This is a genomic window from Streptomyces sp. NPDC052042, from assembly GCF_044548345.1.
Lineage (GTDB): Bacteria > Actinomycetota > Actinomycetes > Streptomycetales > Streptomycetaceae > Streptomyces.
The window spans coordinates 75,580-102,150 of record NZ_JBIUBU010000011.1 but is presented as its reverse complement, the minus strand read 5'-3'; the positions used below and the strand labels follow the sequence as shown (position 1 = coordinate 102,150).

General features: G+C 72.5%; 23 protein-coding genes and 7 tRNA genes. 17 read left to right on the top strand and 13 right to left on the bottom strand.

Annotated features, from left to right (window positions below; translation table 11 throughout):
• Positions 1-46 precede the first annotated feature (46 nt).
• Both cobA and ACIHCL_RS19735 read left to right on the top strand, forming a co-directional pair.
• Positions 47-1,309 carry a uroporphyrinogen-III C-methyltransferase gene (cobA, locus tag ACIHCL_RS19740; RefSeq protein WP_399863409.1) on the top strand — a complete coding sequence of 421 codons (1,263 nt, stop codon included), beginning with the start codon at positions 47-49 and terminating at the stop codon, positions 1,307-1,309.
• Positions 1,310-1,408: 99 nt separating this feature from the next.
• Positions 1,409-2,227, top strand: a complete 819-nt coding sequence (locus ACIHCL_RS19735; protein WP_399863407.1) for a TrmH family RNA methyltransferase — start codon at positions 1,409-1,411, stop codon at positions 2,225-2,227.
• A 54-nt stretch (positions 2,228-2,281) separates the two neighbouring features.
• Here the strand turns inward: ACIHCL_RS19735 and ACIHCL_RS19730 are convergent, their stop codons facing one another.
• Complete coding sequence (locus ACIHCL_RS19730) at positions 2,282-3,619, bottom strand: serine/threonine-protein kinase (RefSeq protein WP_399863405.1); 1,338 nt, start codon at positions 3,617-3,619, stop codon at positions 2,282-2,284.
• 575 nt (positions 3,620-4,194) lie between these two features.
• Here ACIHCL_RS19730 and ACIHCL_RS19725 point away from each other — a divergent pair.
• From ACIHCL_RS19725 to ACIHCL_RS19715, 3 genes are all read left to right on the top strand, one after another.
• Positions 4,195-4,404 carry a hypothetical protein gene (locus ACIHCL_RS19725; RefSeq protein WP_399863403.1) on the top strand — a complete coding sequence of 70 codons (210 nt, stop codon included), beginning with the start codon at positions 4,195-4,197 and terminating at the stop codon, positions 4,402-4,404.
• A gap of 229 nt (positions 4,405-4,633) precedes the next feature.
• Positions 4,634-5,593: a phosphotransferase gene (locus ACIHCL_RS19720; protein WP_399863400.1), complete on the top strand. Its 960-nt coding sequence runs from the start codon at positions 4,634-4,636 to the stop codon at positions 5,591-5,593.
• A 71-nt stretch (positions 5,594-5,664) separates the two neighbouring features.
• On the top strand, positions 5,665-5,937 hold the full coding sequence (locus ACIHCL_RS19715) for a zf-TFIIB domain-containing protein (RefSeq protein ID WP_399863398.1): 273 nt from the start codon (positions 5,665-5,667) through the stop codon (positions 5,935-5,937).
• Between the two features lie 191 nt (positions 5,938-6,128).
• On the opposite strand, the gene ACIHCL_RS19710 is transcribed toward ACIHCL_RS19715, so the two are convergent.
• From ACIHCL_RS19710 to ACIHCL_RS19690, 5 genes are all read right to left on the bottom strand, one after another.
• A tRNA-Val gene (locus ACIHCL_RS19710) sits at positions 6,129-6,203 on the bottom strand.
• 23 nt (positions 6,204-6,226) lie between these two features.
• A tRNA-Val gene (locus ACIHCL_RS19705) sits at positions 6,227-6,298 on the bottom strand.
• Positions 6,299-6,317: 19 nt separating this feature from the next.
• Positions 6,318-6,389: transfer RNA gene (locus ACIHCL_RS19700), tRNA-Val, on the bottom strand.
• A 1-nt stretch (position 6,390) separates the two neighbouring features.
• Positions 6,391-6,464, bottom strand: a tRNA-Cys gene (locus tag ACIHCL_RS19695).
• A 38-nt stretch (positions 6,465-6,502) separates the two neighbouring features.
• Positions 6,503-6,575: transfer RNA gene (locus ACIHCL_RS19690), tRNA-Gly, on the bottom strand.
• A gap of 325 nt (positions 6,576-6,900) precedes the next feature.
• Here ACIHCL_RS19690 and ACIHCL_RS19685 point away from each other — a divergent pair.
• From ACIHCL_RS19685 to ACIHCL_RS19675, 3 genes are all read left to right on the top strand, one after another.
• Positions 6,901-7,935: a chorismate-binding protein gene (locus tag ACIHCL_RS19685; RefSeq protein WP_399863709.1), complete on the top strand. Its 1,035-nt coding sequence runs from the start codon at positions 6,901-6,903 to the stop codon at positions 7,933-7,935.
• Entirely contained in the window at positions 7,935-8,756 is an 822-nt protein-coding gene (locus tag ACIHCL_RS19680) for an aminotransferase class IV (protein ID WP_399863397.1), read from the top strand. Before ACIHCL_RS19685 ends, ACIHCL_RS19680 begins: the two co-directional genes overlap by 1 nt.
• 123 nt (positions 8,757-8,879) lie before the next feature.
• Positions 8,880-9,716 (top strand): GNAT family N-acetyltransferase, encoded by an 837-nt coding sequence (locus ACIHCL_RS19675; protein ID WP_399863395.1) that lies wholly within the window; start codon positions 8,880-8,882, stop codon positions 9,714-9,716.
• Between the two features lie 74 nt (positions 9,717-9,790).
• On the opposite strand, the gene ACIHCL_RS19670 is transcribed toward ACIHCL_RS19675, so the two are convergent.
• Positions 9,791-10,315 (bottom strand): DsbA family protein, encoded by a 525-nt coding sequence (locus tag ACIHCL_RS19670; protein ID WP_399863392.1) that lies wholly within the window; start codon positions 10,313-10,315, stop codon positions 9,791-9,793.
• A gap of 306 nt (positions 10,316-10,621) precedes the next feature.
• On the opposite strand from ACIHCL_RS19670, the gene ACIHCL_RS19665 reads away from it, so the two are divergent.
• The 3 genes from ACIHCL_RS19665 (at position 10,622) to ACIHCL_RS19655 (ending at position 12,636) form a co-directional block, all read left to right on the top strand.
• Positions 10,622-11,062: a hypothetical protein gene (locus tag ACIHCL_RS19665; protein ID WP_399863390.1), complete on the top strand. Its 441-nt coding sequence runs from the start codon at positions 10,622-10,624 to the stop codon at positions 11,060-11,062.
• A gap of 147 nt (positions 11,063-11,209) precedes the next feature.
• Positions 11,210-12,232: a LacI family DNA-binding transcriptional regulator gene (locus ACIHCL_RS19660; protein WP_399863388.1), complete on the top strand. Its 1,023-nt coding sequence runs from the start codon at positions 11,210-11,212 to the stop codon at positions 12,230-12,232.
• A gap of 248 nt (positions 12,233-12,480) precedes the next feature.
• A complete protein-coding gene (locus ACIHCL_RS19655) occupies positions 12,481-12,636 on the top strand; it encodes a hypothetical protein (RefSeq protein WP_399863386.1) in 156 nt (51 codons plus the stop codon).
• 22 nt (positions 12,637-12,658) lie between these two features.
• Here the strand turns inward: ACIHCL_RS19655 and ACIHCL_RS19650 are convergent, their stop codons facing one another.
• Complete coding sequence (locus ACIHCL_RS19650) at positions 12,659-13,231, bottom strand: CGNR zinc finger domain-containing protein (RefSeq protein WP_399863384.1); 573 nt, start codon at positions 13,229-13,231, stop codon at positions 12,659-12,661.
• Between the two features lie 376 nt (positions 13,232-13,607).
• On the bottom strand, positions 13,608-14,021 hold the full coding sequence (locus ACIHCL_RS19645) for an SsgA family sporulation/cell division regulator (RefSeq protein WP_003959770.1): 414 nt from the start codon (positions 14,019-14,021) through the stop codon (positions 13,608-13,610).
• A 191-nt stretch (positions 14,022-14,212) separates the two neighbouring features.
• Here ACIHCL_RS19645 and ACIHCL_RS19640 point away from each other — a divergent pair, with 191 nt between their 5' ends.
• Positions 14,213-14,695 (top strand): TIGR02611 family protein, encoded by a 483-nt coding sequence (locus ACIHCL_RS19640; protein WP_399863381.1) that lies wholly within the window; start codon positions 14,213-14,215, stop codon positions 14,693-14,695.
• A gap of 53 nt (positions 14,696-14,748) precedes the next feature.
• A tRNA-Val gene (locus ACIHCL_RS19635) sits at positions 14,749-14,820 on the top strand.
• A gap of 509 nt (positions 14,821-15,329) precedes the next feature.
• Here ACIHCL_RS19635 and ACIHCL_RS19630 read toward each other — a convergent pair.
• Entirely contained in the window at positions 15,330-17,912 is a 2,583-nt protein-coding gene (locus tag ACIHCL_RS19630; RefSeq protein WP_399863378.1) for an SCO7613 C-terminal domain-containing membrane protein, read from the bottom strand.
• Between the two features lie 56 nt (positions 17,913-17,968).
• Here ACIHCL_RS19630 and ACIHCL_RS19625 point away from each other — a divergent pair, with 56 nt between their 5' ends.
• Together ACIHCL_RS19625 and ACIHCL_RS19620 are read left to right on the top strand one after the other, a co-directional pair.
• Positions 17,969-18,415: an SRPBCC family protein gene (locus ACIHCL_RS19625; protein WP_399863377.1), complete on the top strand. Its 447-nt coding sequence runs from the start codon at positions 17,969-17,971 to the stop codon at positions 18,413-18,415.
• Between the two features lie 39 nt (positions 18,416-18,454).
• Positions 18,455-18,526, top strand: a tRNA-Val gene (locus ACIHCL_RS19620).
• 49 nt (positions 18,527-18,575) lie between these two features.
• Here the strand turns inward: ACIHCL_RS19620 and ACIHCL_RS19615 are convergent.
• Positions 18,576-18,872 (bottom strand): hypothetical protein, encoded by a 297-nt coding sequence (locus tag ACIHCL_RS19615; protein ID WP_399863375.1) that lies wholly within the window; start codon positions 18,870-18,872, stop codon positions 18,576-18,578.
• Between the two features lie 488 nt (positions 18,873-19,360).
• Between ACIHCL_RS19615 and thrS the strand changes: the two genes are divergently transcribed.
• Entirely contained in the window at positions 19,361-21,346 is a 1,986-nt protein-coding gene (thrS, locus tag ACIHCL_RS19610) for a threonine--tRNA ligase (protein ID WP_399863373.1), read from the top strand.
• Between the two features lie 351 nt (positions 21,347-21,697).
• Entirely contained in the window at positions 21,698-22,258 is a 561-nt protein-coding gene (locus ACIHCL_RS19605) for an HIT family protein (RefSeq protein WP_399863371.1), read from the top strand.
• 225 nt (positions 22,259-22,483) lie between these two features.
• Here ACIHCL_RS19605 and ACIHCL_RS19600 read toward each other — a convergent pair whose 3' ends face one another.
• Both ACIHCL_RS19600 and ACIHCL_RS19595 read right to left on the bottom strand, forming a co-directional pair.
• Positions 22,484-24,154 (bottom strand): hypothetical protein, encoded by a 1,671-nt coding sequence (locus ACIHCL_RS19600; RefSeq protein WP_399863369.1) that lies wholly within the window; start codon positions 24,152-24,154, stop codon positions 22,484-22,486.
• Positions 24,155-24,312: 158 nt separating this feature from the next.
• Positions 24,313-26,538, bottom strand: a complete 2,226-nt coding sequence (locus tag ACIHCL_RS19595) for an elongation factor G-like protein EF-G2 (protein ID WP_399863706.1) — start codon at positions 26,536-26,538, stop codon at positions 24,313-24,315.
• Positions 26,539-26,571 lie beyond the last annotated feature (33 nt).

Here is a 26,571-nt window from a genome sequence, read left to right as displayed (position 1 = left end):
AGCGGCCCGCCGCACTCCGATTCCCGCACGAGGAGCCCGCACCGCCATGGCCGAGCACGCAGACCGCGCCGATCACCCCGCGTACCCCGTCGGACTGCGTCTCGGCGGACGCCGCGTCGTCGTGGTCGGCGGTGGCCAGGTCGCCCAGCGCCGCCTTCCCGCGCTCATCGCGGCGGGCGCCGACATCGTCCTCGTCTCGCCGACCGCGACCCCGTCCGTCGAGGCGATGGCCGACGCCGGGGAGATCCGCTGGGAGCGCCGCCGGTACGCCGAAGGGGACCTGGCCGAAGCCTGGTACGTCCTGATCGCCTCCGACGACACCACGGCCAATGACACCGCCTCCGCCGAAGCCGAACGCAACCGCACCTGGTGCGTCCGCAGCGACGACGCCGACGCGGCCACCGCCTGGACCCCGGCCACCGGCCGCGGCGAAGGGGTCACCGTCGCCGTCCTCACCACCGACACCCACGGCCGCGACCCGCGCCACTCCGCCGCCGTCCGCGACGCCATCGTCGAAGGGCTGCGCGACGGCAGCATCGCCGCGCCCCACCACCGCACCCGCACCCCCGGCGTCTCCCTGGTCGGCGGCGGCCCCGGCGACCCCGACCTGATCACGGTGCGCGGACGCCGCCTCCTCGCCGAGGCGGACGTCGTGATCGCCGACCGGCTCGGCCCGCGCGACCTGCTCGACGAACTCCCCCCGCACGTCGAGGTGATCGACGCCGCGAAGATCCCGTACGGCCGGGCCATGGCCCAGGAGGCGATCAACCAGGCGCTCATCGAGCACGCCAAGGCGGGCAAGGCCGTCGTGCGGCTCAAGGGCGGCGACCCCTTCGTCTTCGGCCGCGGTATGGAGGAGGCCCTGGCGCTGGCCGCCGAGGGCATCCCCTGCTCGGTCGTCCCCGGCATCTCCAGCTCCATCTCCGTGCCGGGCGCGGCCGGAATCCCTGTCACCCACCGGGGCGTCGCCCATGAGTTCACCGTCGTCAGCGGCCATGTCGCCCCCGACGACGCACGCTCCCTGGTCGACTGGCAGGCCCTCGCCAAGCTGCGCGGCACGCTCGTGCTGCTGATGGCCGTCGACAAGATCGGCGCCATCGCCCGTACCCTCATCGCCCACGGCAAGGAGCCCGGGACCCCCGTCGCCGTGGTCCAGGAGGGCACCACCGCCGCACAACGCCGGGTCGACGCGACCCTCGCGACCGTCGCCGCACGCGCCGCCGCCGAGGACGTCCGTCCCCCCGCTGTCATCGTCATCGGCGACGTCGTGGAGGTCGGCACGGACACCGCGCCGCCCCACGGCGAATGACCGCCACCCGCATCGCCCGCCCCGCCGGGCGTAACCAGCGGTAACAGAACTTCCGTCAAGCCGTTGGCACCACACACCGGACAAGGCAGTATCGAACCCGTGGCCGACCTCATCACCATCGACGACCCCGACGACCCCCGCCTGCGCGACTACACCGGACTCACCGACGTCGAACTCCGGCGCCGAAGGGAGCCCGCCGAGGGCCTCTTCATCGCGGAGGGCGAGAAGGTGATCCGGCGTGCCCGGCACGCCGGGTACGAGATGCGGTCGATGCTGCTCTCCGCGAAGTGGATCGACCTGATGCGCGACGTCATCGACGAGGTCCCCGCCCCCGTGTACGCGGTCAGCCCCGAGCTCGCCGAACGCGTCACCGGCTACCACGTCCATCGTGGTGCCCTCGCCTCCATGCAGCGCAAGCCGCTGCCGACCGCCGGGGAACTGCTGGCGACGGCCCGCCGGGTGGCGGTCATGGAAGCCGTCAACGACCACACCAACATCGGGGCGATCTTCCGCAGTGCCGCCGCCCTGGGCATGGACGCCGTCCTGCTCTCCCCGGACTGCGCCGATCCGCTCTACCGGCGTTCCGTCAAGGTCTCGATGGGCGCGGTCTTCTCCGTCCCCTACGCCCGCCTCGACACCTGGCCCAAGAGCCTGGAGGCGGTGCGGGAGGCCGGGTTCGAACTCCTCGCGCTGACCCCGGACGAGAAGGCCGACAGCATCGACCGGGTGGCACCGCACCGCATGGACCGGGTGGCGCTGATGCTCGGTGCCGAGGGCGAGGGGTTGTCCACCCGGGCCCTCGTCGCCGCCGACCGGTGGGTCCGCATCCCCATGGCGCACGGCGTCGACTCGCTGAACGTGGGAGCGGCCGCCGCGGTCGCGTTCTACGCCGTGGCATCGGGACGCCCGCGGACCTGAACCGGCCATCGGAGCCCCGGGCCGACCCGGAGCCGCCACTCCCGACCCGGCCCCCTACTGGGGCCCCGGGGCCCGGATGCCGCTCCCGTCGTTCCACCCGGGCTCGACCCGCGTGTGTTCCGTGCCCAGTCCCCGGGCCGGCCCCTGGCAGCCCTGCGCCACCGCGATGCCCAGCGCGACCAGCAGGGTCACCACGACGAAGACGACGAGCCGCTGCCGCAGCAGCCGCGGATTGGCGGGACGGCGGCCCGTCGAGGTCGTACGGACACCGGGCCGCGTGCCCGGCCGGCCGTTCGTCCCGTGCGTGCTCGCCGGACGCCTGCCGGACCGCGTGGTGTTGGGCGCCGGCTGACGCCGCTGGGGGCGCGAACCCCCCGTACGGGGTGCCCCGGGACGCGACGGAGCCATCTGCCGACCGCTCTGCGACTGCCGCTGCTGCTGTGGCCGCCGGGGCGTCGGCGGAGCCGTCCGCCGGGTCCGCTGCTCGGCGTACGGGCCCCCGGCCCGGCTCGTCGGCCGGTCCGGCTCCCGCGCCGAACGCTGCACCGGAGGGCGGCTCTCGTGCAGCCCCTGTGCCTCCCGCGCGGCGATCTCCTTGAGCCGCATGGAAAGTTGGAGCGTGCTCGGGCGGTCCTGGGGGTCCTTCGCCAGACAGGCGCTCACCAACGGTGCCAGCGCGTCGTGCACATCGTGCAACTGCGGTTCCTCGTGCACCACGCGGTACAGCATCACCTCGGAACTGCCGTGCCCGAAGGGCGAGTCCGCCGTCGCCGCGTACGCCAGCGTGGCGCCGAGCGCGAACACGTCCGTCGCCGGGGTCACGGCCGCGCCGCGCACCTGCTCGGGGGCCAGGAAGCCGGGCGAGCCGACGGCCGTGCCGACATGGGTGAGCGTGGAGGCCCCGGTCGCCCAGGCGATCCCGAAGTCGATGATCCGCGGACCCTTGGGGGAGAGGAGGATGTTCGACGGCTTCAGGTCACGGTGGACGACCCCGGCCTCGTGCACCGCCACCAGGCCCTCGGAGAGCGCCGCCCCGATCGAGGCCACCTCGGCCACCGACAGCGGGCCCTCCTCGGCCACCCTGTCGTGCAGCGAGGGCCCCGGCACGTACTGCGTGGCGAACCACGGACGGTCCGCCTCCAGATCGGCGGCCACCAGTCGGGCCGTGCAGCCGCCGCGGATCCGCCGCGCGGCGGACACCTCGCGCGCGAACCGCGAACGGAATTCCTGGTCCTCCGCCAGATCCGGCCGGATCACCTTGAGCGCCACCCGCTGCCCCCGCCGGTCCGAACCCAGGTAGACGACACCCATGCCGCCCGCACCGAGCCGCCGGTGCAACCTGAACGAGCCGACGACACGCGGGTCCTCGCGCCGGAGCCGCATCATCGCCATGTTCTGCCCATCCCCGCTGCCCTGGTACGCCTGACGAGCACAGCTTACGTACCCGGCGCCCGGGGCGCTCAGAGGCCGCGCCCTCGCCCACCGATCGTTTGCCGGTGCGCGGCACCGGTCATGACGGTGTGTGGGCGCGTAACGGTTTGCGCATCGCACGGGAGAGGGCATCAAAAGGGGTGCGGCCGTGCGGCGTTGGCGGCGCGAACGCCGTCCGCGCGAGCCGGACGCCGGTGTGCCGGGCCCGTCGTGGCCCGGACGCGGCGACCGCGCGGCGGACCGACGGACTGCCGTGTTCCGCGCGGGACGCGTGAGTGACATCACGCCCGCGGGGCCGGCCCACCGCACCCCGCGCACGTCCCCGGGATCATCCCCTGGGGGGGACCGGGCGGTGGATCTCCACCCAGGGGAGTACACCGACCGCGAGGGGCTCCTACTCCGGGAGGCCCGGCATTCGGTACGCGGGCATGACGCCGTCCCCCTCACGCGTCCCTAGTCTTGGGGTCAAGCGGCGGGCGGCACTCGTCCCCCGAGGTCACACGCCCGCCGCCCCCACATCGGTCAGGAGAGGAACCATGGCGGACACGGCATCGCGGATCATCATCCGCGCACGGGGAAACAGGTTCTACGCCCCGTTCCACCGCCGCCCGTCGTCCGGCCGGCGCCATCCGCTGGTGGCGACGGCGATGGTTCTTCCCCTGGCGACCCTGCTCGTGGTCGTCTTCGGCGGCTGGGACGCGGTGGTCACACAGGCGTCGTCCGTGGGTGTGATGCTGGGGCGCTGAGCGGCGCCCCGGGTCCGGAAGAGCGGTCCGGACTCGGACATCGGCCCAACAACCCCGTGGGGACGGGGGTGCGGCGGACGGCAGCGTTTGTCCGGTCAGCTGGGGAGCTGACCGGACATCGCGCTGCCCGGGACCATTCCGGTCCGCGTACGCTCGTCGCCGGCCCCGCACCCGTCCGCCACCGGTCCCGGTACGGACCGCTCCGCATCGACCGTCACCGGGGGAGACCGTGACCACCGCAGCCGTACGCGCGCTGGGCGCCCTCGCCCACCGGGCCGCCCATCCGCCGTCCGGCACGGCCTGCGTCTGCCCGCCGCCGGTCACGCTCGCCGACCGGGCGGACGGCACGGTGGTCCGCAGCGGCCAGGTCGTCGCCAAGGCCCACGCCCCCGGCACGCCCGTCCCCGACCTGCTCACCCGTATCGCCCTCGCGGACCACCCCCGGCTGGCCGGTATCCTGCTCGCCCCGCTGCGGCCCCGGCCCGTCGCCCTCCACGGTCGCGCCGTCACCCTGTGGCCGCACGGCGAGCCCGTCGACGCGGACGACCCCGACGCGGCTCCCTGGGCGGAGGCAGCCGTGCTGCTCGCCGGACTCCACCGCACCCCGCCCCCTCCCTCCCTGGCCCTCCCACCCATGCGGGGCCCCGCCAAAGCGGCGCTCGCCGTGGCCCGGATGCGCGCCGCCCGGCCCGGCGACCCGGCCACCGCCCCCGTGCTCGCGGCCTGGCGCCGCCTGCCCGCGTGGGCCCGCGACGAGGCCCCGCCGCCCGCGCGCCGCTCCCGCTTCCTCTGCCACGGCGATCTTCATCTCGGCCAACTCGTCCGCCACCCCGCGCCGCACGGACCCTGGACCCTCATCGACGTCGACGACGCGGGACTCGGCGACCCTGCCTGGGACCTCGCCCGTCCGGCCGCCTGGTACGCGGCCGGGCTGCTGCCCTCCGACATCTGGCGGTGCTTCCTGGACGCCTACCGGGCGGCCGGCGGACCCGCCGCACCCGCCGAGGGCGATCCCTGGCCCGAACTCGACGTCCCGGCCCGGGCCCTGACGGTGCAGAGCGCCGCGCTGGCCTACGCCAAATCTGCGGCGCAGGGCCGGGCCGTGGACGAGGTGGAGCGGACGATGATCGATGCCTGTGTCCGAATCGCTTCTCTCCCAACCGAGTTGGCGGCCGGAGATTCGTCGTAGGCTGTGCCGGTCGTCGGCGGGCAGGTCTCCCGGCGGCGGCCATCCGATGGCGAGGAGCTGAGAGCCGAATCATGCAGTGTCCCAAGTGCCACGCGCCCATGCACACGTACAACCGCAACGGCATACAGATCGAGCAGTGCAGCGGCTGCCGGGGGATCTTCCTCGACTACGGTGAGCTGGAGACCCTGACCCGCATCGAGGCGCAGTGGGCGCAGCAGGTCCCGCCCGCGCCGCCCGCCCCGCAGGCGTACCCGGCGGCGCCGGCCCCCGCCTGGGGCGCCCCGCAGCACCACGGCGGTCACTACCGGCACAGGAGCTTCGGTCGCATGCTCTTCTCGTCCTGAGCGCGTGGGCGCCGCTCTCCGAGCGGCGGTCACCAGCCGAAGCGCCACCGCGGGCCCGGACACCATCTGTCCCGGGCCCGTGCCGCGTTCCCGACCCACGCCACCGTAGTCCACCGGTGAGGCCATGGGCGGGCGAGGCCATGAGGAGGAGACGAAAAATCCCCGGTCGCCGAGACGACCGGGGATTTCGCTGGTGCGCGATACTGGGATTGAACCAGTGACCTCTTCCGTGTCAGGGAAGCGCTCTCCCGCTGAGCTAATCGCGCAGGGTGAACCTGCGTGTACTGCGTGCGCGATACTGGGATTGAACCAGTGACCTCTTCCGTGTCAGGGAAGCGCTCTCCCGCTGAGCTAATCGCGCAGGGGTCCTCGCGGACCAGTGGACGATACTGGGATTGAACCAGTGACCTCTTCCGTGTCAGGGAAGCGCTCTCCCGCTGAGCTAATCGTCCTTGGAGGTGGAGACGGGATTTGAACCCGTGTAGACGGCTTTGCAGGCCGTTGCCTCGCCTCTCGGCCACTCCACCAGGAGTGAGGGTTCGGGAAGATCCCCCACCTTGCTACGAGCGGACGACCAGGTTCGAACTGGCGACCTCAACCTTGGCAAGGTTGCGCTCTACCAACTGAGCTACGTCCGCTTGTCATTCCCGATCCGCATCCGCGTCCCGGCGACGTGTTGAACTTTAGCGGATTCCCGGGCCAGTACAAAAACGCGTTTGCACAGCGTGCTGGGGCGAGCCCGTCCCGGCACGGGCCGGGCGGCCGTCCGGGCGCTCCTCATCGGCGCCGTTCTCCCCGTCACACCGGCCGGCGCGTGCGCTCACGGCGCCGGCCGGGAGCCCGGGCGGCCCCGCCGCCGGGGTGTGCGGCAGCCGTGCGAACGCACGCCGGGCCCGACGCTCATTCCGGGCAAACACCGCTGGTCACGCCATTAGACTCGGCGGCGTGCACGCTCTCGCTCCCATGGCCCGCTTCGGCGGTCTCGTCGCGTCCGGCCTGCGGGACGTGACCGATGATCCCTCGGCCCTCGAATCGTCCGGCTTCTGGGCCGTCTCCGCCGACTTCGAGGGCCGTCTCGTCTGCGCGCGCTTCGACACGGTGCGTACGCGGGAGGTGCCCGCGCCGGTGCGCGGAGCCTGGCGCGGACCCGCCGTCGACGCATGGACCTCGTCCCTCGACCGCGCCGCGTACCTCGCGGGCGTACGCCGGATCCGCGCGCACATCGCGGCGGGCGAGGTCTACCAGGCCAACCTCTGCCGGGTGCTGACCGCGCCCCTGCCCGACCCGGCCGCCGCGGACGTGGACGCGCTCACCGCGCTGCTGGCGCGCGGCAACCCCGCCCCCTACGCCGGGACGATCCGGCTGCCCGGGCACGGCGTGGAGATCGCCACCGCCTCCCCCGAACTCTTCCTCAGCCGCAATGGCCGGACCGTCGAGTCGGGGCCCATCAAGGGCACCGGACGGACGGAGGAGGACCTGCTGGACAAGGACCGAGCCGAGAACGTGATGATCGTCGACCTGGTCCGCAACGACCTCGGCCGGGTCTGCGCCGCCGGATCGGTCACGGTCCCCGATCTCTGCGCGGTGGAGAAGCACCCCGGCCTCGTCCACCTCGTCTCCACCGTGCGCGGGGAGCTGGCCGAGGGAGCCGGATGGCCCGAACTCCTCGACGCCGCCTTCCCGCCCGGCTCCGTCACCGGGGCACCCAAGTCCAGCGCCCTCGGCATCATCGAGGAACTGGAGACCGCGCCGCGCGGCCCCTACTGCGGCGGCATCGGCTGGGTCGACGCCGATCGCCGCACGGCCTCCCTGGCCGTCGGCATACGGACGTTCTGGATCGACCGGACGGAGGCCGTGCCGGTCCTCCGGTTCGGCACCGGGGCGGGCATCACCTGGGGCTCGGACCCCGAACGCGAATGGGACGAGACCGAACTGAAGGCGTCGCGGCTGCTCGCCGTGGCGTCGGGCGACCACGAAGCGACTGGAGGAATGGCGTGATGAGGATGTGGGTCAACGGCGGACTGCGGGACGCCGACGACGCCCGGGTGTCCGTGCTCGACCACGGCCTGACCGTGGGCGACGGCGTCTTCGAGACGGTCAGGGCCGTCGACGGCAGGCTCTTCGCCCTCACCCGTCACCTCGACCGCCTGGCACGCTCGGCCCGCGGCCTCGGACTTCCCGAACCCGACCTCGACGAGGTGCGCCGCGCCTGCGCCGCCGTCCTCGACGCCAACCCGATGCCGCTGGGCCGGTTGCGCATCACGTACACCGGAGGGCTCTCGCCGCTCGGCTCCGACCGCGGAGACGCGGGGCCGGGTCTCTACGTCGCCCTGGGGGAGGTGTCCCGGCGCCCCGACAGCACCGCGGTGATCACCGTTCCCTGGACGCGCAACGAGCGCGGCGCGCTGGTCGGGCTCAAGACCACGTCGTACGCCGAGAACGTGGTGGCGCTCGCCCGCGCCCACGAGCACGGGGCCTCGGAGGCCCTCTTCGCCAACACGGTCGGACGGCTCTGCGAGGGGACCGGGTCCAACGTCTTCGTCGTGCTCGACGGGCAGCTGCACACCCCGCCCGTCGCCTCCGGCTGCCTCGCCGGAATCACCCGTGCTCTGGCCGTGGAGTGGACGGGGGCCCAGGAGACCGACCTGCCGTTCGACGTGCTGGAACGGGCCGATGAGATCTTCCTGACCTCCACCCTGCGCGATGTGCAGGCCGTGCACCGGGTGGACGGCCGGAAACTGCCGGGCGCTCCCGGACCGGTGACCGCGAAGGCCATGCGGATCTTCGGCGAACGGGCCGGCAACGACCTCGACCCGTGACGGACACCCGCGTGGCACCCCGGTGCTGATCCGCAGGACCGGATCCGGGAAACGGGACCGAACTCGCGAACGAAGCCGTAAAACGGCGTGACGAGCCGGGCCCCGGCGGATAGAACAACACCGATGACCACGACCCTCCGGCCGACCGGGCCGATTCAGGAAGGCACCGATGGTGCGAAGAGGCGCGCGTACGACGTGTGCGACAACGGACGGCCGGTCGGGGCCGTCGAGATCGGTACGGATCCGGCGTTCGGTACGACAGCCGGTGTGCTGCGCTCCCTGAGCATCGCCGAGGCGGAGCGGCGGCGCGGGCGCGGTGCCATCGCCGCGCTCGCCGCCGAGGAGGTGCTGCGCGGATGGGGCTGCACCCAGGTCTCCGCCGGGTTGCCCGAGGGCAATGAGGCGGCCGGCCGGCTGGCCGCCGCCCTCGGCTACACCGAACGCAGCCGCAACATGGCCAAGGACCTCGGCCCGGCCGCGCCCGCTCTCCCCGAGGGCCTCGCCGCCCGGCCGATGGCGCCCGAGGAGTTCGCGCGCTGGAGCGAGGCCAGTATCGAGGAGTACGCGCGCTCCTGGGCCGACCGTGGGGTCCCGGCCGAGGAGGCGATGCGGAAGTCCCGGTCCGACCACGCCCGGCACCTACCGGACGGCCTGCGCACCGAGGGGGCGCACTTCCGCGTCCTCGTCCACGACGGCGTGGCCGTCGGGCATGTCTGGGTGGCGCTGCGCGATACCGCCGAGAGCGGGAGGACCGGGTACGTCCTCGACGTCGAGGTGGGCGAGGGGCACCGGGGCCGGGGTTTCGGACGCGCCCTGATGCTGGAGGCGGAACGTGTCGCCCTGGGGGCGGGAGCCCGCAGCCTCGGGCTGCACGTCTTCGCCGAGAACACGCCGGCGCTGCGGCTGTACGAGTCACTCGGCTACCGGACCACGCAGTACAACCTGGTCAAGCGGCTCTGAACCCGGCCGAGCCGTCCCCCGGCCTGCCCGTACCGCTGCGGACCGGCCGGCGGCCGGGGCGGTGCGGAGGGGGCTCAGTCCTGTTCGGCCGCTTCGGAGAGCAGCCGGTCGGCGATCTCCTCGATCCGCTCGCGGAGCCCGTCCTGGCTCTTGCCGCCGTCCAGCCGCTCGCCGCCGATCACATAGGTCGGCGTGCCGGTGACCCCGATCGCCCTGCCCTCCGCCTCGTCGGCGTCGACGATCAGAATGTGGCGTCCGTCGATCAGCGCGGTGTCCATCTCCTCGGCATCCAGGCCGAGTTCGCGCGCCACCTCGAACAGCAGCGGCTCGCCGAGGCGATCGAGGTCGGCGCAGCGGGCGAGGACCGCTTCCACATATGCCCAGCCGCTTCCCTGGGCCGCGGCCTCCTCGGCGGCCTGAGCGGCGGCGTGGGCGTGCTTGTGCCTCTCCAGCGGGAAGTGCCGCAGCCGCACGTCGAGTCGGTCTCCGTACCGGTCCTGCAGGGCGCGCAGATCGGTGAGGGCGCGGTGGCAGTCGGGGCACTGGAGTTCGCACCAGACGTCGAGGACGAGGGGGGCGGCGGAGGTCGAAGCGTTCATGCGGTCAGTCTCGCAGGGGCCGTCCCGGTGACCCAATCGGCTTCCGGCCGGCCGGGCCGCACCGGGGCCACGGGGCGGCGGACCGGTACCGGCCGGTGGATCACTCCTCGACAGCCCCGGAACGCCTTCGGAGAGTCCCGGAACGATCCCGGAACGGTCCCGGATCGGCACTTGGGGAGGATTCCGGCCCTGAGATCACCCTGAAGTGATCCGCGGCCATGGCCGACCGGCCGTCGGCCGGTGCAGGATGGAAGGGACGTTTCTCCCCGGAGGCGTCAGAACGTTTCCCCGTACCTGGAGGCTCCGATGCTTGCCGAGACCATTTGCTCCGCGGTGTCCGCGGCGGGCCTGGGCATCGCCGCCGTCACCGCGTACCGGAAGCGCTTCCTCGCCGCCACCCGGATCGCCGCCTACTCCCTGGTCCCGGTCGGGCTGGTCCTGACCGGTGCCGTGGCGTGGGTCGCCGGAATCGTCTACAAGCCGACCGTCTGGCTCGGCTTCGGGCTGCTCGGCGCGGCCTGGCTGCTGTTCATGACGACACGGGCCGTCGAACGCCGGGGCCTGGGCACCCGCAGGGAAGGCGCGGCGACCGAACGGGCGGCGCGCGGCGGCGCCATCGAGCCCGGGGCCGCGTCCGGGCTTCCGGCCACCCGTCCGCAGTCCGGTGCCAAGACGCGGCGGCCGTCCGCGTCGTCGGGCGACGACTTCAGCGACATCGAGGCGATCCTGAAGAAGCACGGCATCTGATCCCGGTCGCCACCGCGTCCGAACGGCACCCGCCCCTGCCGCGCTCGGCCCCGCCGGGGCCGCGGCGCGGGTTCCCCGCGACCGCGTCCGTACGATGGGACGACGCCGCGTACCGGCGCGGCCGAGGGCAGCAGTGGGGCAGGGCGAGTGGCGCGCGTGGCAGGGATCAAGGATGTGGCCCGGCGGGCCGGGGTCTCCGTGGGCACCGTGTCCAATGTGATCAACCGGCCCGAGGCGGTGTCGCCGGAGACCCGGGCCCGGGTGCTGGCCACCATCGAGGACCTCGGCTATGTGCGCAGCGAGTCGGCCCGACAGTTGAGGGCGGGCCGCAGTCGGCTCGTGGCCCTGCTCGTCCTGGACATGGGCAACCCGTTCTTCGTCGACGTGGCGCGCGGCGCCGAGCGCGCCGCCCGTGACGCCGGCCTGGGGGTGATGGTCTGCAACAGTGACCAGAGCCCGGCGGAGGAGGCCGAGTACCTGGGGCTCTTCGCCGAGCAGCGGGTGTGCGGGGTGCTGGTCACCCCGGCCGACCCGACCGGCCGCAACCTGGACACCCTGCGCCGCCACCGCATCCCCTTCGTCCTGGTGGACCGGGTGGCGCCCGGCGCGGGCACCTGCGCGGTCTCCGTCGACGACGTGCGCGGCGGCGCCCTCGCAGTCGGCCATCTGCTCTTCTCCGGGCACCGCTCGGTGGCCTACGTCAGCGGTCCCGGCGACCTGCACCAGATCAGGGACCGGCGCGAGGGCGCGCTGTCCGCGCTCACCGACGCCGGACTGCCGCCCGAGGCCCTCGTCGAGATCCCCTGCGACCGGCTGGACGTGGCGGCGGGCCGGGACGCCGGGGCCCGCCTCCTCGGCCTGGTGCCGCGGCCGACCGCGGTGTTCTGCGCCAATGACCTGCTCGCCCTCGGTGTGCTCCAGGCGCTCTACGCGGCGGGTGTACGGGTGCCGCACGACGTCTCGCTCGTCGGCTACGACGACATCGAGTTCGCCGCCGCCGCTGCCGTACCGCTCACCTCGGTCCGCCGTCCCGCGGCCGTGATGGGGCGGATGGCCGCGGAACTGCTGCTGGAGGAGGCCGACGGCGGGAACCGCACGCACGAGCACCGCAGTGTGGTGCTCAGGCCGGAACTCGTGGTGCGTGCCTCCAGCACACCGCCGCCGCGCTGAGCGAGGCGTCGCCGGCCTGGGCCGTCCCGGTCGGACGTCTTTCCTGCGTACACCAATTCGGTTCCACGAGTGCCGAGTTGGTACGTTTCCGCGTCAACGAACCCTCGGGGAAAGGGTGTCGGGCCGAATGGCTGGCCAGGGATCGGACTGGGAAGCGAACGCGGACGTCCCCGAAGCGGGTGAACTCCCCCTTTCGGGCACCTGGTTGGTCATGAGCAGGGTCCGTGGTGAGTCATGATCGTCTTGAGATGGTCGACACTTCCCGGGGCGATGCCCCCGCAAGCCCCGACGAAGAGCCGCGCGGCTGCCTGTTCGCGCTCTCCCAGCCCCCCTTGATGATCTTCCTCGGGGTGATCGGCAGCCTGCTGCTGATGGCCGCGCTGCACGATCTCTTCCTGCTGTGAACCGATGGTTCGCCGTGAACGGTCAGCCGGCCGCTTCCTTGCGGCGTGCCCGGTACGCGGCCACGTGCAGACGGTTGCCGCAGGTGCGGCTCGAGCAGTAGCGGCGCGAGCGGTTGCGGGAGAGGTCGACGAAGGCGTGCCGGCAGTCGGGGGCCTCGCAGCGGCGCAGCCGCTCCTGTTCGCCCGCCACCACGATGAAGGCCAGCGCCATGCCGCAGTCGGCCGCGAGATGGTCGGCGATCGAGGCGCCCGGCGCGAAGTAGTGCACATGCCAGTCGTAGCCGTCGTGGTTGCTGAGCTGCGGTGTGGTGCCGGCGGCCGCGACGAGGGCGTTGACGAGGCGGGCGGCGGTCTCCGCGTCGGTGGTCGCGAAGATCGCGGCGAAGCGTGTCCGTACGTCCCGTACGGCTTGCAGGTCCTTCTCGTGCAGCTTGCCCACGCCGCTCATGCGATGGCGTCGTGCGAAGTCGTGGAGCGCCTCGATGTCCGGGAGGCCATCGGCCTGCTCGCCCTCCGGCCGTCCGCTCGCCGGAGCGGTGTTCAGCAGATCGACCACCGTGTCGAGGGCGATCCGGGTGTCGTGTGGGATCAGCACGCATTCGCTCCCTGGCCTCCGGCGGGCGGTTGCCCGCAGCCGATGCCGGCTGACTCTACTGGCTCGGTGTCGGCGCGCGGAGGGCCGAGAGGGCCCCTGGGCGGTCCGATGAGCGCATACCGGCCACAGGCGGGCTTTCCGGAACTGGCGGATGCGTCTTCGGACCGGGGCGGGCGCCCACGGGCCGGGAGAAGGTGCCGTGGTGCCGGGAGAGGGATTTCGCGGTGCGCCGGGCTGTCACCGGACGGCAGGGAGCGCACGCCGATGCCGTCACCACGGTGGATTCCGTGATGACGGCCTCGACGTCACCCTGTGTGGTTTTCCGCGCGGCGCCGTCTCCCCGAGTCGGACGGCGCCGTGCAGCTCTCGGCCTGGCTCAGCTCTCGGCCAGGATGTGCGAGAGCTCCGTGTCGAGATCGAAGTGGCGATGCTCGGTGCCCGGCGGAACCGCGGCGTCGGTCCTCTTCAGGAACGACTCCAGGGCTCTTGCCGGGGCCTCGAGCAGGGCTTCGCCCTCCGGGGAGCTCAGCGCGATGCAGACGACGCCCTGACCATGGCTACGCGATGGCCAGACGCGGACGTCTCCGGTGCCGGTGGGCCGGTGCAGCCCTTCGGCGAGGAGATCACGGGCGAAAACCCATTCGACCGTTTCCTCCGCTCCGGTGTGGAAGGTGGCGTGCACGGCATAAGGATCGGCCGTGTCATACCGCAGGCCCGCTGGTACAGGCAGTGATGACTCGCTCGACACAACGAGGCGCAGGTGCAGCTCGCAGCTGACCGTGGTGTTCATAAGCGCCAGGGCCTTTCGCTCAGTGTGCGCTCGGGGATTCGCACGTCGGCGAAATCGACATGCCACCTACGGTGGCGTTGTAAACCCCTCTGACCTTTTTGTGTTCCTTCAGGTCGCTCGTACGGGCGTGTGTAACTTCGAGTTATACGGCCATTCCGGTGATGGGGGTCGGTTCCGGTAGGTTGGCTGCCGTGAATGAGGAGAGCGGCGGGCGGAGTGGCGACGCCGGATCGGCGAAACCCCGACCTGTCGCGGGGGACGTGGGTGAAGGCGCCGCCCCGGACGGTGTCTCCAGGGAGGGTCGCGCGTTCGGTTCCCGGGCGCCCGGTTTCATCAAGGCGTCCAGGGCCCTCCACCTGAGCTGGCAGGTCGGCGTCTTCATGGTCGGTCTCGCGGTGGTCGTGGCCGGGGTGATCATGCTGCCGCTGCCTGGCCCCGGCTGGTTGGTGATCTTCGGTGGCATGGCCATCTGGGCGACCGAGTTCGTCTGGGCGCAGTTCGTGCTGCACTGGACCCGGCGCAAGGTCACCGAGGCCGCTCAGCGGGCCCTCGACCCCAAGGTACGGCGGCGCAACGTCATCCTCACCGTGACCGGTCTGGTGGTCGTCGCGGTACTGGTGGGGGTGTACGTCTGGAAGTTCGGCATCACGATGCCCTGGAAGATCCACGAGTGATCCGGGGATGGTCATGGGTGTCGCTCACATGCGGTAATGTTTCGTCTGCGCCCGGGCGATTAGCTCAGTGGGAGAGCGCTTCGTTCACACCGAAGAGGTCACTGGTTCGAACCCAGTATCGCCCACCCGGGTCGGAGGGGCCCATGAGACGGAAGAGTCTCATGGGCCCCTCCGCGTCGTCCGGAACGCCGGGCTCCGCGCGCGTGTGAATATCCTGCGCCGTTCGTCGCGGTGGATGGCGAGGGAATCCCTCCCTCATGAACTGCTGTTCGAAATATCGAGTCGAGGTGGCTTCCGGCGCCCCTTGTCCGCATTTCCCTCGCGCCGCCTCCGGAATGGCCTTCCGGGGAAGCGGAATTCCCGGGAGTTCGGCACGCGCGACCGCCGGGAGTTCCGCCCGCGGGACCGTGCGGCGGGGGTTCCCGGCGGCTTCCCGAACTCCTCCGCAATTCCCGTCGGATACGAAGGAATTCGCTGGATCGCGTTCAGGGCAGGGACAGTTCGGCCGTACCGACTGCTCGTACACCGGTGCATTCGCGGGCGGACCCCCGCGGGCGCACGGACGGGCGAAGGTGCCGTGACCGGCACCAGGGCCGACCCGGGGGGCGACCGGGCCGGCCCTGGTGTTGGATCGTCAACGCATGCGGCCCAGAGCCTCCTTGAGGCGCCGCGCATCGCGCAGCCGCTGCTCGTAGGTGGCGCCGACCGTCAGGAGCAGCACGCCGGCCAGCGCGGGCGGCAGCCAGCGCGGCAGCGCGCCGACGACCTGCACCACGTACGGCGCGAGCTCGTGCACGGCGTCCAGGGCCAGCACAGCGCCACCGAGCAGCAGCAGTGCCTGGAGCCGCAGCCGCGCCCCCGTCAGCGTGATCGCCAGCGCCGCCGTGCCGAGCACCAGCGGCCGTACCCAGTGCGGATCGGCCCACGCCGCGAGGAGGCTCGGCACCAGCGTGGCCGCGAGCCCCGCGCCGTACGCCGTCCACGACGACGCCTCCGGATCACGACGGCGGCGCAGCACGCCGACCACCAGGGCGGGTACCGTCACCGGCAGCGTGTACGCCTCGGGGGCCGAGACGCCGGAGGCCGACAGTCTCAGCCACGCCGACAGGACGAACAACGCCGTCGCCGCATACCCCGCCGCCGGTCGCCGCTCGGGCCGCAGGGCGGTCCCCGCCGCCAGTACCCCGCACAGCGCCAGCACCAGGGCCAGGAACGGCCGGTCCGGCACCGCCATGCAGACCGCCACCACCGCGGCCACGGCCCCGGCCGACTCCACCGCGATCGTCGGCGGCCGACCGCGCAGCCACGCCCCGAGCAGCACCGTCAGCGCGGGCACCACGAGCACCACCGGGGCCGCCCGGTGCCCGGAGAGCCCCGCGGAGGCGCCGGCCGCGAGGGCCAGCACCGTCGCGCACGCCACCGCACCGCATGCCACCACCGCCTGTGCGATCCGCGAGGCGCCCACCCGAGGCGCCGTCCGGCCCGCAGGCGCCGAGGGGAGCTCCCGGGCCCCCGCCGTATCCCCGAGCGCCACCGCGACCGTCCCGAACGCCAGCAGCAGCACCCCGGACACCATGTACGTGGCGGCCTGCGTCGCGAGTGACAGCAGCCCCGCACCCGCCGCACCGGCCAAGCCGCACACCAGCGCGGCGGCCCCCACCATGACGGTGCCCCGGAGCAGCGCGCGGACCGCCCACGCGAACAGCATGACGGCCGTCACCAGCCACACCGACACGGCCGCCGCGTACGGCAGCCCCAGCACGGCGGGCGTCACCAGCAGCCCGGCCGAGCCCAGCACCACCGCCACGGCTCCCGCCGCGCCCCGCCACGCCGCGCCCGGTGCCTCCACCAGACCTGCCATCCGCACCGACCACGCCCACCACCGGTGCACCACTCCCGACAGAACGGCCACCAGCACCAGCACCACCGGCGTCGAGGCCATCTGCGACCACGCCAGGTCCACCGCGCCCGACGCTCCCCGGGCGCCCCCGGCCGGTACGCCCTCCCACACCCGCCCCAACTGCGACACCGCACCCGCCAGCGACAGGACGACCGGTGGGACCGAGGTCAGCACCGCCGCGGCCACCACCGACGCGGAGGACCACGCCACCCCCTGCCGGACCCGGTGGGGCAGCGGCGCCCGCACCACCGCCGCCAGCGCCAGCCCGCACAGCAGGTAGACGAGCACCGACCAGCTCCAGGGCGCCCCGGTCCGCAGCACGCCGCCCACCGCGGCCACCCCGCACCAACCGGCCACCAGCCCACCGGCCGTCGCGAACCCCGTCGGCGCCCGCCACGCCGCCGCCACCGCGACCGCCGCGCCCGCGAGCAGCAGCGCCGCCGGAGCCGACGCGTCCCACGCCGTATCGGCGGACACGGACAGGGCCAGACCCAGGGCCAGTGCCACCGGGCCCGTCACCCAGCATGCGGCGCAGGCCGTCACGCGTACCCCGAGGCCCCTGCCCCACAGCGCGATCGCGCCGTCCAGCGCCGCCGTGACCAGCAGCGCCCAGGCGAAGGCCGAGGCCCCGGCCCCCTCCGACCACGCCCACAGCGGCAGTGGCAGTTGCGCGCTCACCACCGCCAGGGGCAGCGGCAGCCGCAAGCGGCCCAGCAGCAGGCCGTACCCGGCCCAGAGTGCGGCCAGGACCGCCGAGGCCACCGCGGCGAAGCCGAGGCCGCCGACGTCCGGCACCGCCACCCGGTGCAGCGCGTAGGCGTCCAGCACCATCAGCACCGACGCCAGGGCGGCGACCGATTCCGCCGTCGCGGGCAGGCCGCGCCGCAGCAGCACGGCAGGCACGCCCAGGGCCGCGACCGTCACCACGGCGAGCACGGCCGAACGGCCGGCGATGCCCATCTCGCCCCAACTGACCAGGGTGAACGCGATTGCCGCGACGGTCAGCAGCAGTCCGCCCAGGGTGAGCAGCACGTTCCGTACGCCGCGCTGTCCGGCCGGTGCGGCGGGCGCCCCCGGCGGGGCCGGGAACGGGGCCGGAGGACGGGCGGGAGGCGGCCCGAACGGAGCGGGGTACGGCGGCGCGAGCGGCGCGGCGGGTCGAGCCAGCACGCTCACGAGCCAGGCGCGGCGGGCGAGCAGCTGGGACCTGCGGGCGTCCAGCCGGGCCAACTCGTGATCGAGGAGCACCAGTTCCTCGGCGGGTGGCGGCACATGTTCCATGAACGACAGTGTGGTCGGGGCCACAGCATCGGACATGCGTGCGCATACTCAGTTCCCCGTATGAGTACGTGGAGTCCCCGGAGACTGGGGGCATGGACTGGAACCACTACCGCTTCGTGAGCGTCTGGGAACTGCCCGGACCGCCCGCGGCCGTGTACGCGATCCTCGAACGGGCCGACGAGTACCCCCGCTGGTGGCGGCAGGTCCGCGAGGTCACCTGGGTCGACGCCGCCACACGCGCCGCCCGCATCCGCTCCGTCCTCCCGTACGACCTCGTCATGACCATGCGTGAACGCCGCCACGACCCCCGGGCCGGGGTGCTGGAGGCGGTGATCAGTGGCGATCTGGAGGGCTGGGCCCGGTGGACGGTCACCTCGCACGGCACGGGCAGCCGGGTCGTCTACGAGCAGGAGGTGGAGGTGCGCAGGCGGCTGATGCGGCTGCTCGCCGTACCGGGGCGAGCCGCGTTCCGGGCCAACCACGCGCTGATGATGCGCGCCGGGCGCCGGGGCCTCGCGGCCCGGCTGGAAGCGGTTTGAACCCGACCCGCCGAGCCCTGTATGGTTCAACCCGTTCCCGGGCGATTAGCTCAGTGGGAGAGCGCTTCGTTCACACCGAAGAGGTCACTGGTTCGAACCCAGTATCGCCCACCGGGAGAGGCCGGTCCGTCAGGAGAAAGTGACGGACCGGCCTTCGTCGTCAGACCGCCGCCATCCGCGACGCGTGTGCCGCGACCGCACCCGCGTCGCTCACGCCGCGGTGGGCAACGCCGGGCGCAGCGGCCCCGCGGGATCCACCGCCTCGCCGCCCCTCGCGGCAACGGTCCAGATGCTTGTCGAGCACGCGCGGGTCCAGCACACACAGCGGCACGTTCTGCAGCCGGGCGGCCGACGAGAGCGCCTGGTACCTCCGCAACTCCCGGTCCGGCAGCGGCAGGTCGAACGGGGCGTTCATCACGACGATCGGCCGCCCGGCCGCACACTGCTCGGCCGGCACGTGGGCCGGCTCCTCCAACACCGGCACCGGCCGGCGGCCGGTGCGCCGGAGGTGATCCCCCGTCAGGCCATGGACCCCGATCGCGGGGGCCGGTACCGGGATCCCCGGCCCGGACAGCCCCGCCGTCCTCGTCGCTCCACGTCGCGCTGCTTCGACCGAACGGCCGGCTCCCGGGCAGCCCGGGACCCGTCCGCCCTGCCCCGGTTCGGTGCCCGCCGCATCCGGGGGCGGGCCCACCGTGTCCGTCCGGATCACCGGCGCCGCACGGCCGAGGGGGCCGGCCAGCCCGAGGCCCCCGGGCACGGCCGAAGACGGAGGCGGCGTCCCGGATCGAAGAGCCGCGCCCTCCCGGGGGTCGGCCGGCCCCGGGGGGTGCGGACCGGGGTCCGCCACCAAACCGTTTCGCGGAGGGGGCCCGCGGCTCGGTACGATTCGTATCGCACGCGCAGACACGAGAGCGTGCGTACCCCCTGAGTCAGGAGAGACCGGTGTCAGACGTCCGTGTGATCATCCAACGCGATTCCGAGCGGGAAGAGCGCGTGGTGACGACGGGCACTACGGCGGCCGAACTCTTCTCCGGCGAGCGCACCGTCGTCGCCGCCCGGATCGCCGATGAGCTGAAGGACCTCGCGCACGTCGTCGCCGACGGCGAGGTCGTCGAGCCGGTCGAGATCTCCTCCGAGGACGGCCTGAACATCCTGCGGCACTCGACCGCGCACGTCATGGCGCAGGCGGTGCAGCAGCTCTTCCCGGAGGCCAAGCTGGGCATCGGCCCGCCGGTCAAGGACGGCTTCTACTACGACTTCGACGTCGAGAAGCCGTTCACCCCCGAGGATCTCAAGGCCATCGAGAAGAAGATGCAGGAGATCCAGAAGCGGGGGCAGCGGTTCTCCCGCCGGGTCGTGACGGACGAGGCGGCCCGCGAGGAGCTGGCCGACGAGCCGTACAAGCTGGAACTCATCGGCATCAAGGGATCCGGTGCCGTCGAGAGCGCGGGCGACGGCGCGGACGTCGAGGTGGGCGGCGGCGAGCTGACCATCTACGACAACCTCGACCCGAAGTCCGGCGAGCTGTGCTGGAAGGACCTCTGCCGCGGTCCGCACCTGCCGACCACCCGGTACATCCCGGCGTTCAAGCTGATGCGGAACGCCGCGGCGTACTGGCGGGGCAGCGAGAAGAACCCCATGCTCCAGCGCGTCTACGGCACCGCCTGGCCCACCAAGGAGGAGCTGAAGGCGCACCTGGAGTTCCTGGAGGAGGCCGCCAAGCGCGACCACCGCAAGCTCGGCAACGAGCTGGACCTCTTCTCCTTCCCGGACGAGATCGGCCCCGGCCTCGCGGTCTTCCACCCCAAGGGTGGCATCGTCCGCCGCGCCATGGAGGACTACTCGCGGCGGCGGCACGAGGAGGAGGGCTACGAGTTCGTCTACTCGCCTCACGCCACCAAGGGCAAGCTCTTCGAGAAGTCGGGCCACCTGGACTGGTACGCCGAAGGCATGTACCCGCCCATGCAGCTCGACGACGGGGTGGACTACTACCTCAAGCCGATGAACTGCCCGATGCACAACCTGATCTTCGACGCGCGGGGGCGTTCGTACCGCGAACTGCCGCTCCGCCTCTTCGAGTTCGGCACGGTGTACCGGTACGAGAAGTCCGGCGTGGTGCACGGCCTGACCCGCTCGCGCGGCTTCACGCAGGACGACGCGCACATCTACTGCACCAAGGAGCAGATGGCCGAGGAGCTCGACCGCACGCTCACCTTCGTGCTCAACCTGCTGCGCGACTACGGTCTGACCGACTTCTACCTGGAGCTTTCCACCAAGGACCCGGAGAAGTTCGTCGGCTCCGACGAGGTGTGGGAGGAGGCCACCGAGACCCTGCGCCAGGTCGCCGAGAAGCAGGGGCTGCCGCTGGTCCCGGACCCGGGCGGCGCGGCCTTCTACGGCCCGAAGATCTCCGTGCAGGCGCGGGACGCGATCGGCCGCACCTGGCAGATGTCGACCGTGCAGCTCGACTTCAACCTGCCCGAGCGCTTCGACCTGGAGTACACCGGCCCGGACGGCTCCAAGCAGCGTCCCGTCATGATCCACCGAGCCCTGTTCGGCTCCATCGAGCGCTTCTTCGCGGTGCTCCTGGAGCACTACGCGGGCGCGTTCCCGGTGTGGCTGGCCCCGGTGCAGGCGGTGGGCATCCCGATCGGCGACGCTCACGTCCCCTACCTCCAGGAGTTTGCGGCCCAGGCCCGCAAGCGGGGTCTGCGGGTCGAGGTGGACTCCTCGTCCGACCGCATGCAGAAGAAGATCCGCAACGCGCAGAAGGCCAAGACGCCGTTCATGATCATCGTCGGGGACGAGGACATGAACGCGGGCACGGTGTCGTTCCGGTACCGCGACGGCTCGCAGGAGAACGGCATCGCCCGTGACGAGGCGATCGCCAAGCTGGTCGACGTGGTGGAGCGCCGCGTGCAGGTGTGATCTCCGGTCCCGTTCCGTCCCGTGTCCGGCCGGACACGGGACGGAACGGGGAACGCTCGGCGCGAGCCCCTCCGAGAGCCGAAGGTTCTCGGAGGGGCTTCTTCGTTCCTCGTTCCTCCGTGAGAACAGCCGCCTGTTCCTCCGCGGGCACAGCCGCCTGCGGGCCGAGCGGCGGCGAGGCGCCGGGGGCGGAGAGGAGTGGCGAACAGCGCCGGGAAGTGGCGCTCCGCGCACCGCCCCCGTGGCCGGAGTCGAGGAGGCGACGGCCAACGGCCGGCCGCCCAGCGCCTCGGCACCGCCCCGTGCCCATGGGTGCGGCCCCGGCGACACGCCGCCGCGGAGCGAAGCAATATGCTGATCGGCATGACGAGTGAGCCGGAGCAGCAGATCGGAGTGGGGACTCCCGACGCCTTTCAGCGCCTGTGGACGCCCCACCGGATGGCCTACATCCAGGGCGAGAACAAGCCGACCGGTTCGGAGGCCGGTGACGGCTGTCCGTTCTGTGCGATCCCGTCGAAATCGGACGAGGACGGGCTTGTCGTCGCACGCGGCAGAAGCGTCTATGCGGTGCTGAACCTCTACCCGTACAACGGCGGGCACCTGATGGTGGTGCCGTACCGGCATGTGGCGGACTACACGGAGCTGGACGGCCCGGAGACCGTGGAGCTGGCGGACTTCACCAAGCGGGCGATGGTCGCCCTGCGGACGGCGTCCGGTGCGCACGGTTTCAACATCGGGATGAACCAGGGTGCCTCCGCGGGGGCCGGCATCGCCGCGCATCTGCACCAGCACCTGGTGCCGCGCTGGGGCGGTGACACCAACTTCATGCCGGTGATCGGTCACACGAAGGTGCTGCCGCAGTTGCTCGCCGACACCCGCGCGATGCTGGCCGCCGCCTGGCCGGTGGACTGAGCCCGGCGGGCGGCAGAGGGAGCGGGGCCGCCCCGGAGCCCGGGGCGGCGGACCGGGACCGGTTGGTGGCGCCGCTCCGACCCGTGGGCGCAGCCGGTCGGCGGTGCCCGGGACCGCACGTCGCCCCGGGCCCCGCCGTCGGGGCCGACCCGGCCGACCGGCCAGGAGCGGCCGTGGCCCGTGCGGAGGCCGCCCCGTCCGAAGAGGCCACGGGGCGGCCTTCGCCTACGCGTCGTACACGTCGGCCTTGCGCGGCGTCGGGTCCTGCACCATTCCGCTCAACACCATCGAGCGGTTGTCGAAGCGCTCCGTGTCGACGCCGTTCTCGTCCAGGACGCGCAGGGCGGCGCTGTGCACGGCACGCAGCACGGGAGTGGCCGCCCGCATGGCGTCGTCCGCCATGAAGCGGTGGCGCCACGGCTTCTCGGCCCAGGCGTGACGCAGGCCGAATGGCTCGGGCAGGGCGATCTTGCCACCCAGGTAGTCGAGCAACGGCGGATACCAGGTCAGCGGCGCGCGCAGGGCGAGGCGGACGACCTCCGAGGCGTCGACCAGCGGGAGTGTGATGTCCCGCGTCTCCCAGAACCGGACGGTCTTGTTGACCGTCTTCGTCTTCGCCGAGGGCTTGGACGTGAAGAGCGAATGGACCGGGCCCAGGGCGTGGCCGGTGACCTCGATGCGCAGAGTCTCGTAGAGCACCGTGACCGTGATCATCATCGTGATGACCAACTGGCCGTCCCAGAGGACGAACTGGACGCCCAGGTAATGCCGGTCGCCGCCGCCGAACTGCTGGTGGTTGCAGACCCGCTGGATCTCGTGCGGCTTGATCTGGAACGTGGCGACGTCCTCGCCGTCGGGACGGGACACCGAGTCGGCGTTCTCACCGACGGGCGAGACGATCCAGTGGGTGACGGACGGCTTGGGGAACCCACCGGTGTTCAGCGGTCCGCGCTCCAACTGCTTGAGCTGGTCGTGGATGGCTCGTATCAGATCCCAACTGCGGAAGCGGTTGAACTCCTTGTCCGGGTCCTTGGAGACGAGTTCCTCGGCGAGCTGCCAGCTTCCCCACCGGGTGCCCATGCCGAGGATGCCCTTGGGGCCCGCGTAGAAGACCGAGTTGGACTGCTGCTCCGCGGAGAGCTTCTCCAGACTCTGGCGGAGTGCCTCGCGGGAGGTCTCGCTGGGGTTCTTCGGCGAGGCCTCGGGGACCTTGGCGATGACTCCACCGCCGGAGAGGAGTGCTTCCCAGTGGGCGCGCAGGTCCTTGGCGGTGGACTCGGCGATCCGTTTGGCGACGTACCAGCCGATGACGGGAGCGACGATCACCGCCCGCGCGTAGATCGCCAGGAATCCGGTGAGAGGCAGATTGAGCAGGAGGAGCAGCGCCACGATGCCGACGACCGGCAGCAGGACATTGCCCAGTGAGGAGAGTGCCTTGTCCTTCGTCCTGCCGAGCCCGTCGCGCAGCCGGAAGGCGATGACCCACAGGAGCATTCCGGGCAGGAAGAGAACGCCGAACAGGACGGTGACGGCGCTCAGTTTGATGTCGCGGGCCCTGCGCAGACGCGTCGCGGACAGGCAGTGCTCGACGACCATCCGCGGGTCGCTCCCGAACGACTGGATGAGCGCCTTGCGGGCCCCGCCCAGGGTCCGTTCCTGCACGGCGCGCGAGAACGCCTCACCGAGGTTGGGCTTGAAGTAGTCGGACTTGAAGAACTTCGAACGACCCGCCTTCACCTCCGACTTGTGCCACTCGTTGTTGGCGTTGAGGATCGTCTCCACCGGGCTGTCGCGATACGCGGCGGAGGCGAGGGCGTTCGTCGCCACCGCCGCTCCGCCCGAGCCCTGGATCGGGATCTGCGCTCCGGGAGAGAAATCGAATCCTTCGTTGGCCACCGTCGCCCCCACTCACCGCCGAGGAACCACTCCTGCGGCTGTTTCCCAACTGCCGTGCCCCGCACACCTTCTGAGCTGGGACCACAGGGTATCGTCCAGACCCCCGCGCCGTCCGCCGCTGTGGACAAACGGTGGGCGGGGAACGGCGACGCGGGCGACTACACGCCGGCGGGGCTGGTTTCCTGCTGCTCGCGGACGTGCTCCGCGAGCCGTGGGGGCATCGGCTCGTGCCGGACGTACGTCCGGTCGAACCGGCCGGTGCCGTGGGAGAGGGAGCGCAGATCGACGGCGTACCGTCCGATCTCCAGCTCCGGCACCTCGGCTCGAATGAGTGTTCGTCCTGGGCCCGACTGTTCGGTGCCGACGACCCGGCCGCGCCGCCCGGACAGATCGCTCATCACCGGTCCCACGTATTCGTCGGGCACCAGGACCTGGACCTCGGCGACCGGTTCGAGGAGCCGTACACGGGTCTCCGAGGCCGCCTCGCGCAGCGCCAGCGCGCCCGCGGTCTGGAACGCGGCGTCGGAGGAGTCCACCGAGTGGGCCTTCCCGTCCCGCAGCGTGACGCGTATGTCGACGAGCGGATATCCGGCCGCCACCCCGCGGGCCGCCTGAGCGCGCACCCCCTTCTCCACGGACGGGATGAACTGGCGCGGCACCGCCCCGCCGACGACCTTGTCGACGAACTCGACGCCTGCCCCCGGGGACAGCGGTTCCACGTCGATCTCGCAGATGGCGTACTGACCGTGTCCGCCGGACTGCTTCACGTGCCGGCCGCGCCCGGAGGCGGGCGCGGCGAAGGTCTCGCGCAGCGCCACCTTGTGCGGCACGGCGTCGACCCGGACGCCGTAGCGACTGCGCAGCCGGTCGAGCGCGACGTCCTGATGGGCCTCGCCGAGACACCACAGGACCACCTGACGGGTGTCCTGGTTCTGTTCGAGGCGGAGGGTCGGATCCTCCGCGACGAGCCGTGCGAGCCCCTGGGAGAGCCGGTCCTCGTCGGCCTTGCCGTGTGCCCGGACGGCCAGCGGCAGCAGCGGGTCGGGCGCCGTCCAGGGCTCCATCAGCAGTGGCAGGTCCGTGCTGGAGAGGGTGTCCCCGGTCTCGGCGTCCCCCAGCTTGGCGACGCAGGCCAGATCACCGGCGACGCACGCGGTGAGCGGGCGCTGCTGTGCGCCGAAGGGGGAGGAGAGCGCCCCGACACGCACCTCGGACTCGTGGAAGGGGCGGGTCTCCCGGCCGGGTTCGGTCAGACCGTGGCCGAAGACGTGGACGGTGTCGTCGGGGCGCAGGGTGCCGGAGAAGACGCGTACGAGCGACATCCGGCCCACATACGGGTCGGAGGCCGTCTTGACCACTTCGGCGAGGAGCGGGCCCTCCGGGTCGCAGTTCAGAGCCGGCGACCGGGCGCCGTGCAGCGGGGTGACCCCGGGCAGCGGGCGTTCCGGCGGGGTGGGGAGGCCGCCGGTGATCAGGTCCAGGAGTTCGACGGTGCCGACGCCCTGGCGGGCCCCTTCGGCGGCGGGGGCCGCGGTGAGGACGGGGTGGAAAGCGCCGCGCGCGACGGCGCGTTCCAGGTCGCCGACGAGCGTCGCGAGGTCGATCTCGGCGCCGCCCAGATAGCGGTCCATCAAGGTCTCGTCCTCGCTCTCCGCGATGATGCCCTCGATGAGGCGGTCCCGGGCCTCCCGGAGCCGCGCTCGTCCGTCCTCGTCGGGGGGCTTCTCCCGGCGTTCCCCCGAGGAGTAGTCGAGGACGCGGCCGGTGAGCAGGCCGGTGAGCCCCGTGAGCGGGGCGTGCCCGTCCGCACCGGCGGGGCCGTGGACCGGGAGGTAGAGCGGGAGCACGGCGTCGGGATCGTCGCCGCCGAGGATTTCACCGCAGATCCGGGTCATCTCGTCGAACGGCGTGCGCGCGGTGTCCAGGTGTGTGACGACGATGGCGCGCGGTATGCCGACGGCGGCGCACTCGTCCCACGCGGCCCGGGAGGAACCGGCCACGGCGTCGGCCTCCTGAGCGGCCGAGACGACGAACAGGGCCGCGTCCGCCGCCCGCAGACCGGCCCGGAGTTCCCCGACGAAATCGGCGTACCCGGGGGTGTCCAGCAGGTTGATCCGGTACCCGCCCCATTCCACGGGGACCACCGAGAGCTGCACGGAGCGCTGCCGGCGCCGTTCGATCTCGTCGTAGTCGGAGAGGGTGGCGCCGTCCTCGACCCGGCCCGCCCGGTTGACCGCCCCCGCCGTCAGCGCCAGGGCCTCGACGAGTGTGGTCTTGCCGGAGCCGCTGTGGCCGACCAGCACCACGTTCCGGATGGACCGGGGCCGGCCGGCCGTCGTCGCCCCGCCGGCGGCCCCGGTGAGTGCCTGTGTCCTGTCGCCCATGATGCGTGCCTCCCAGGTGATGGCCCGGATCGC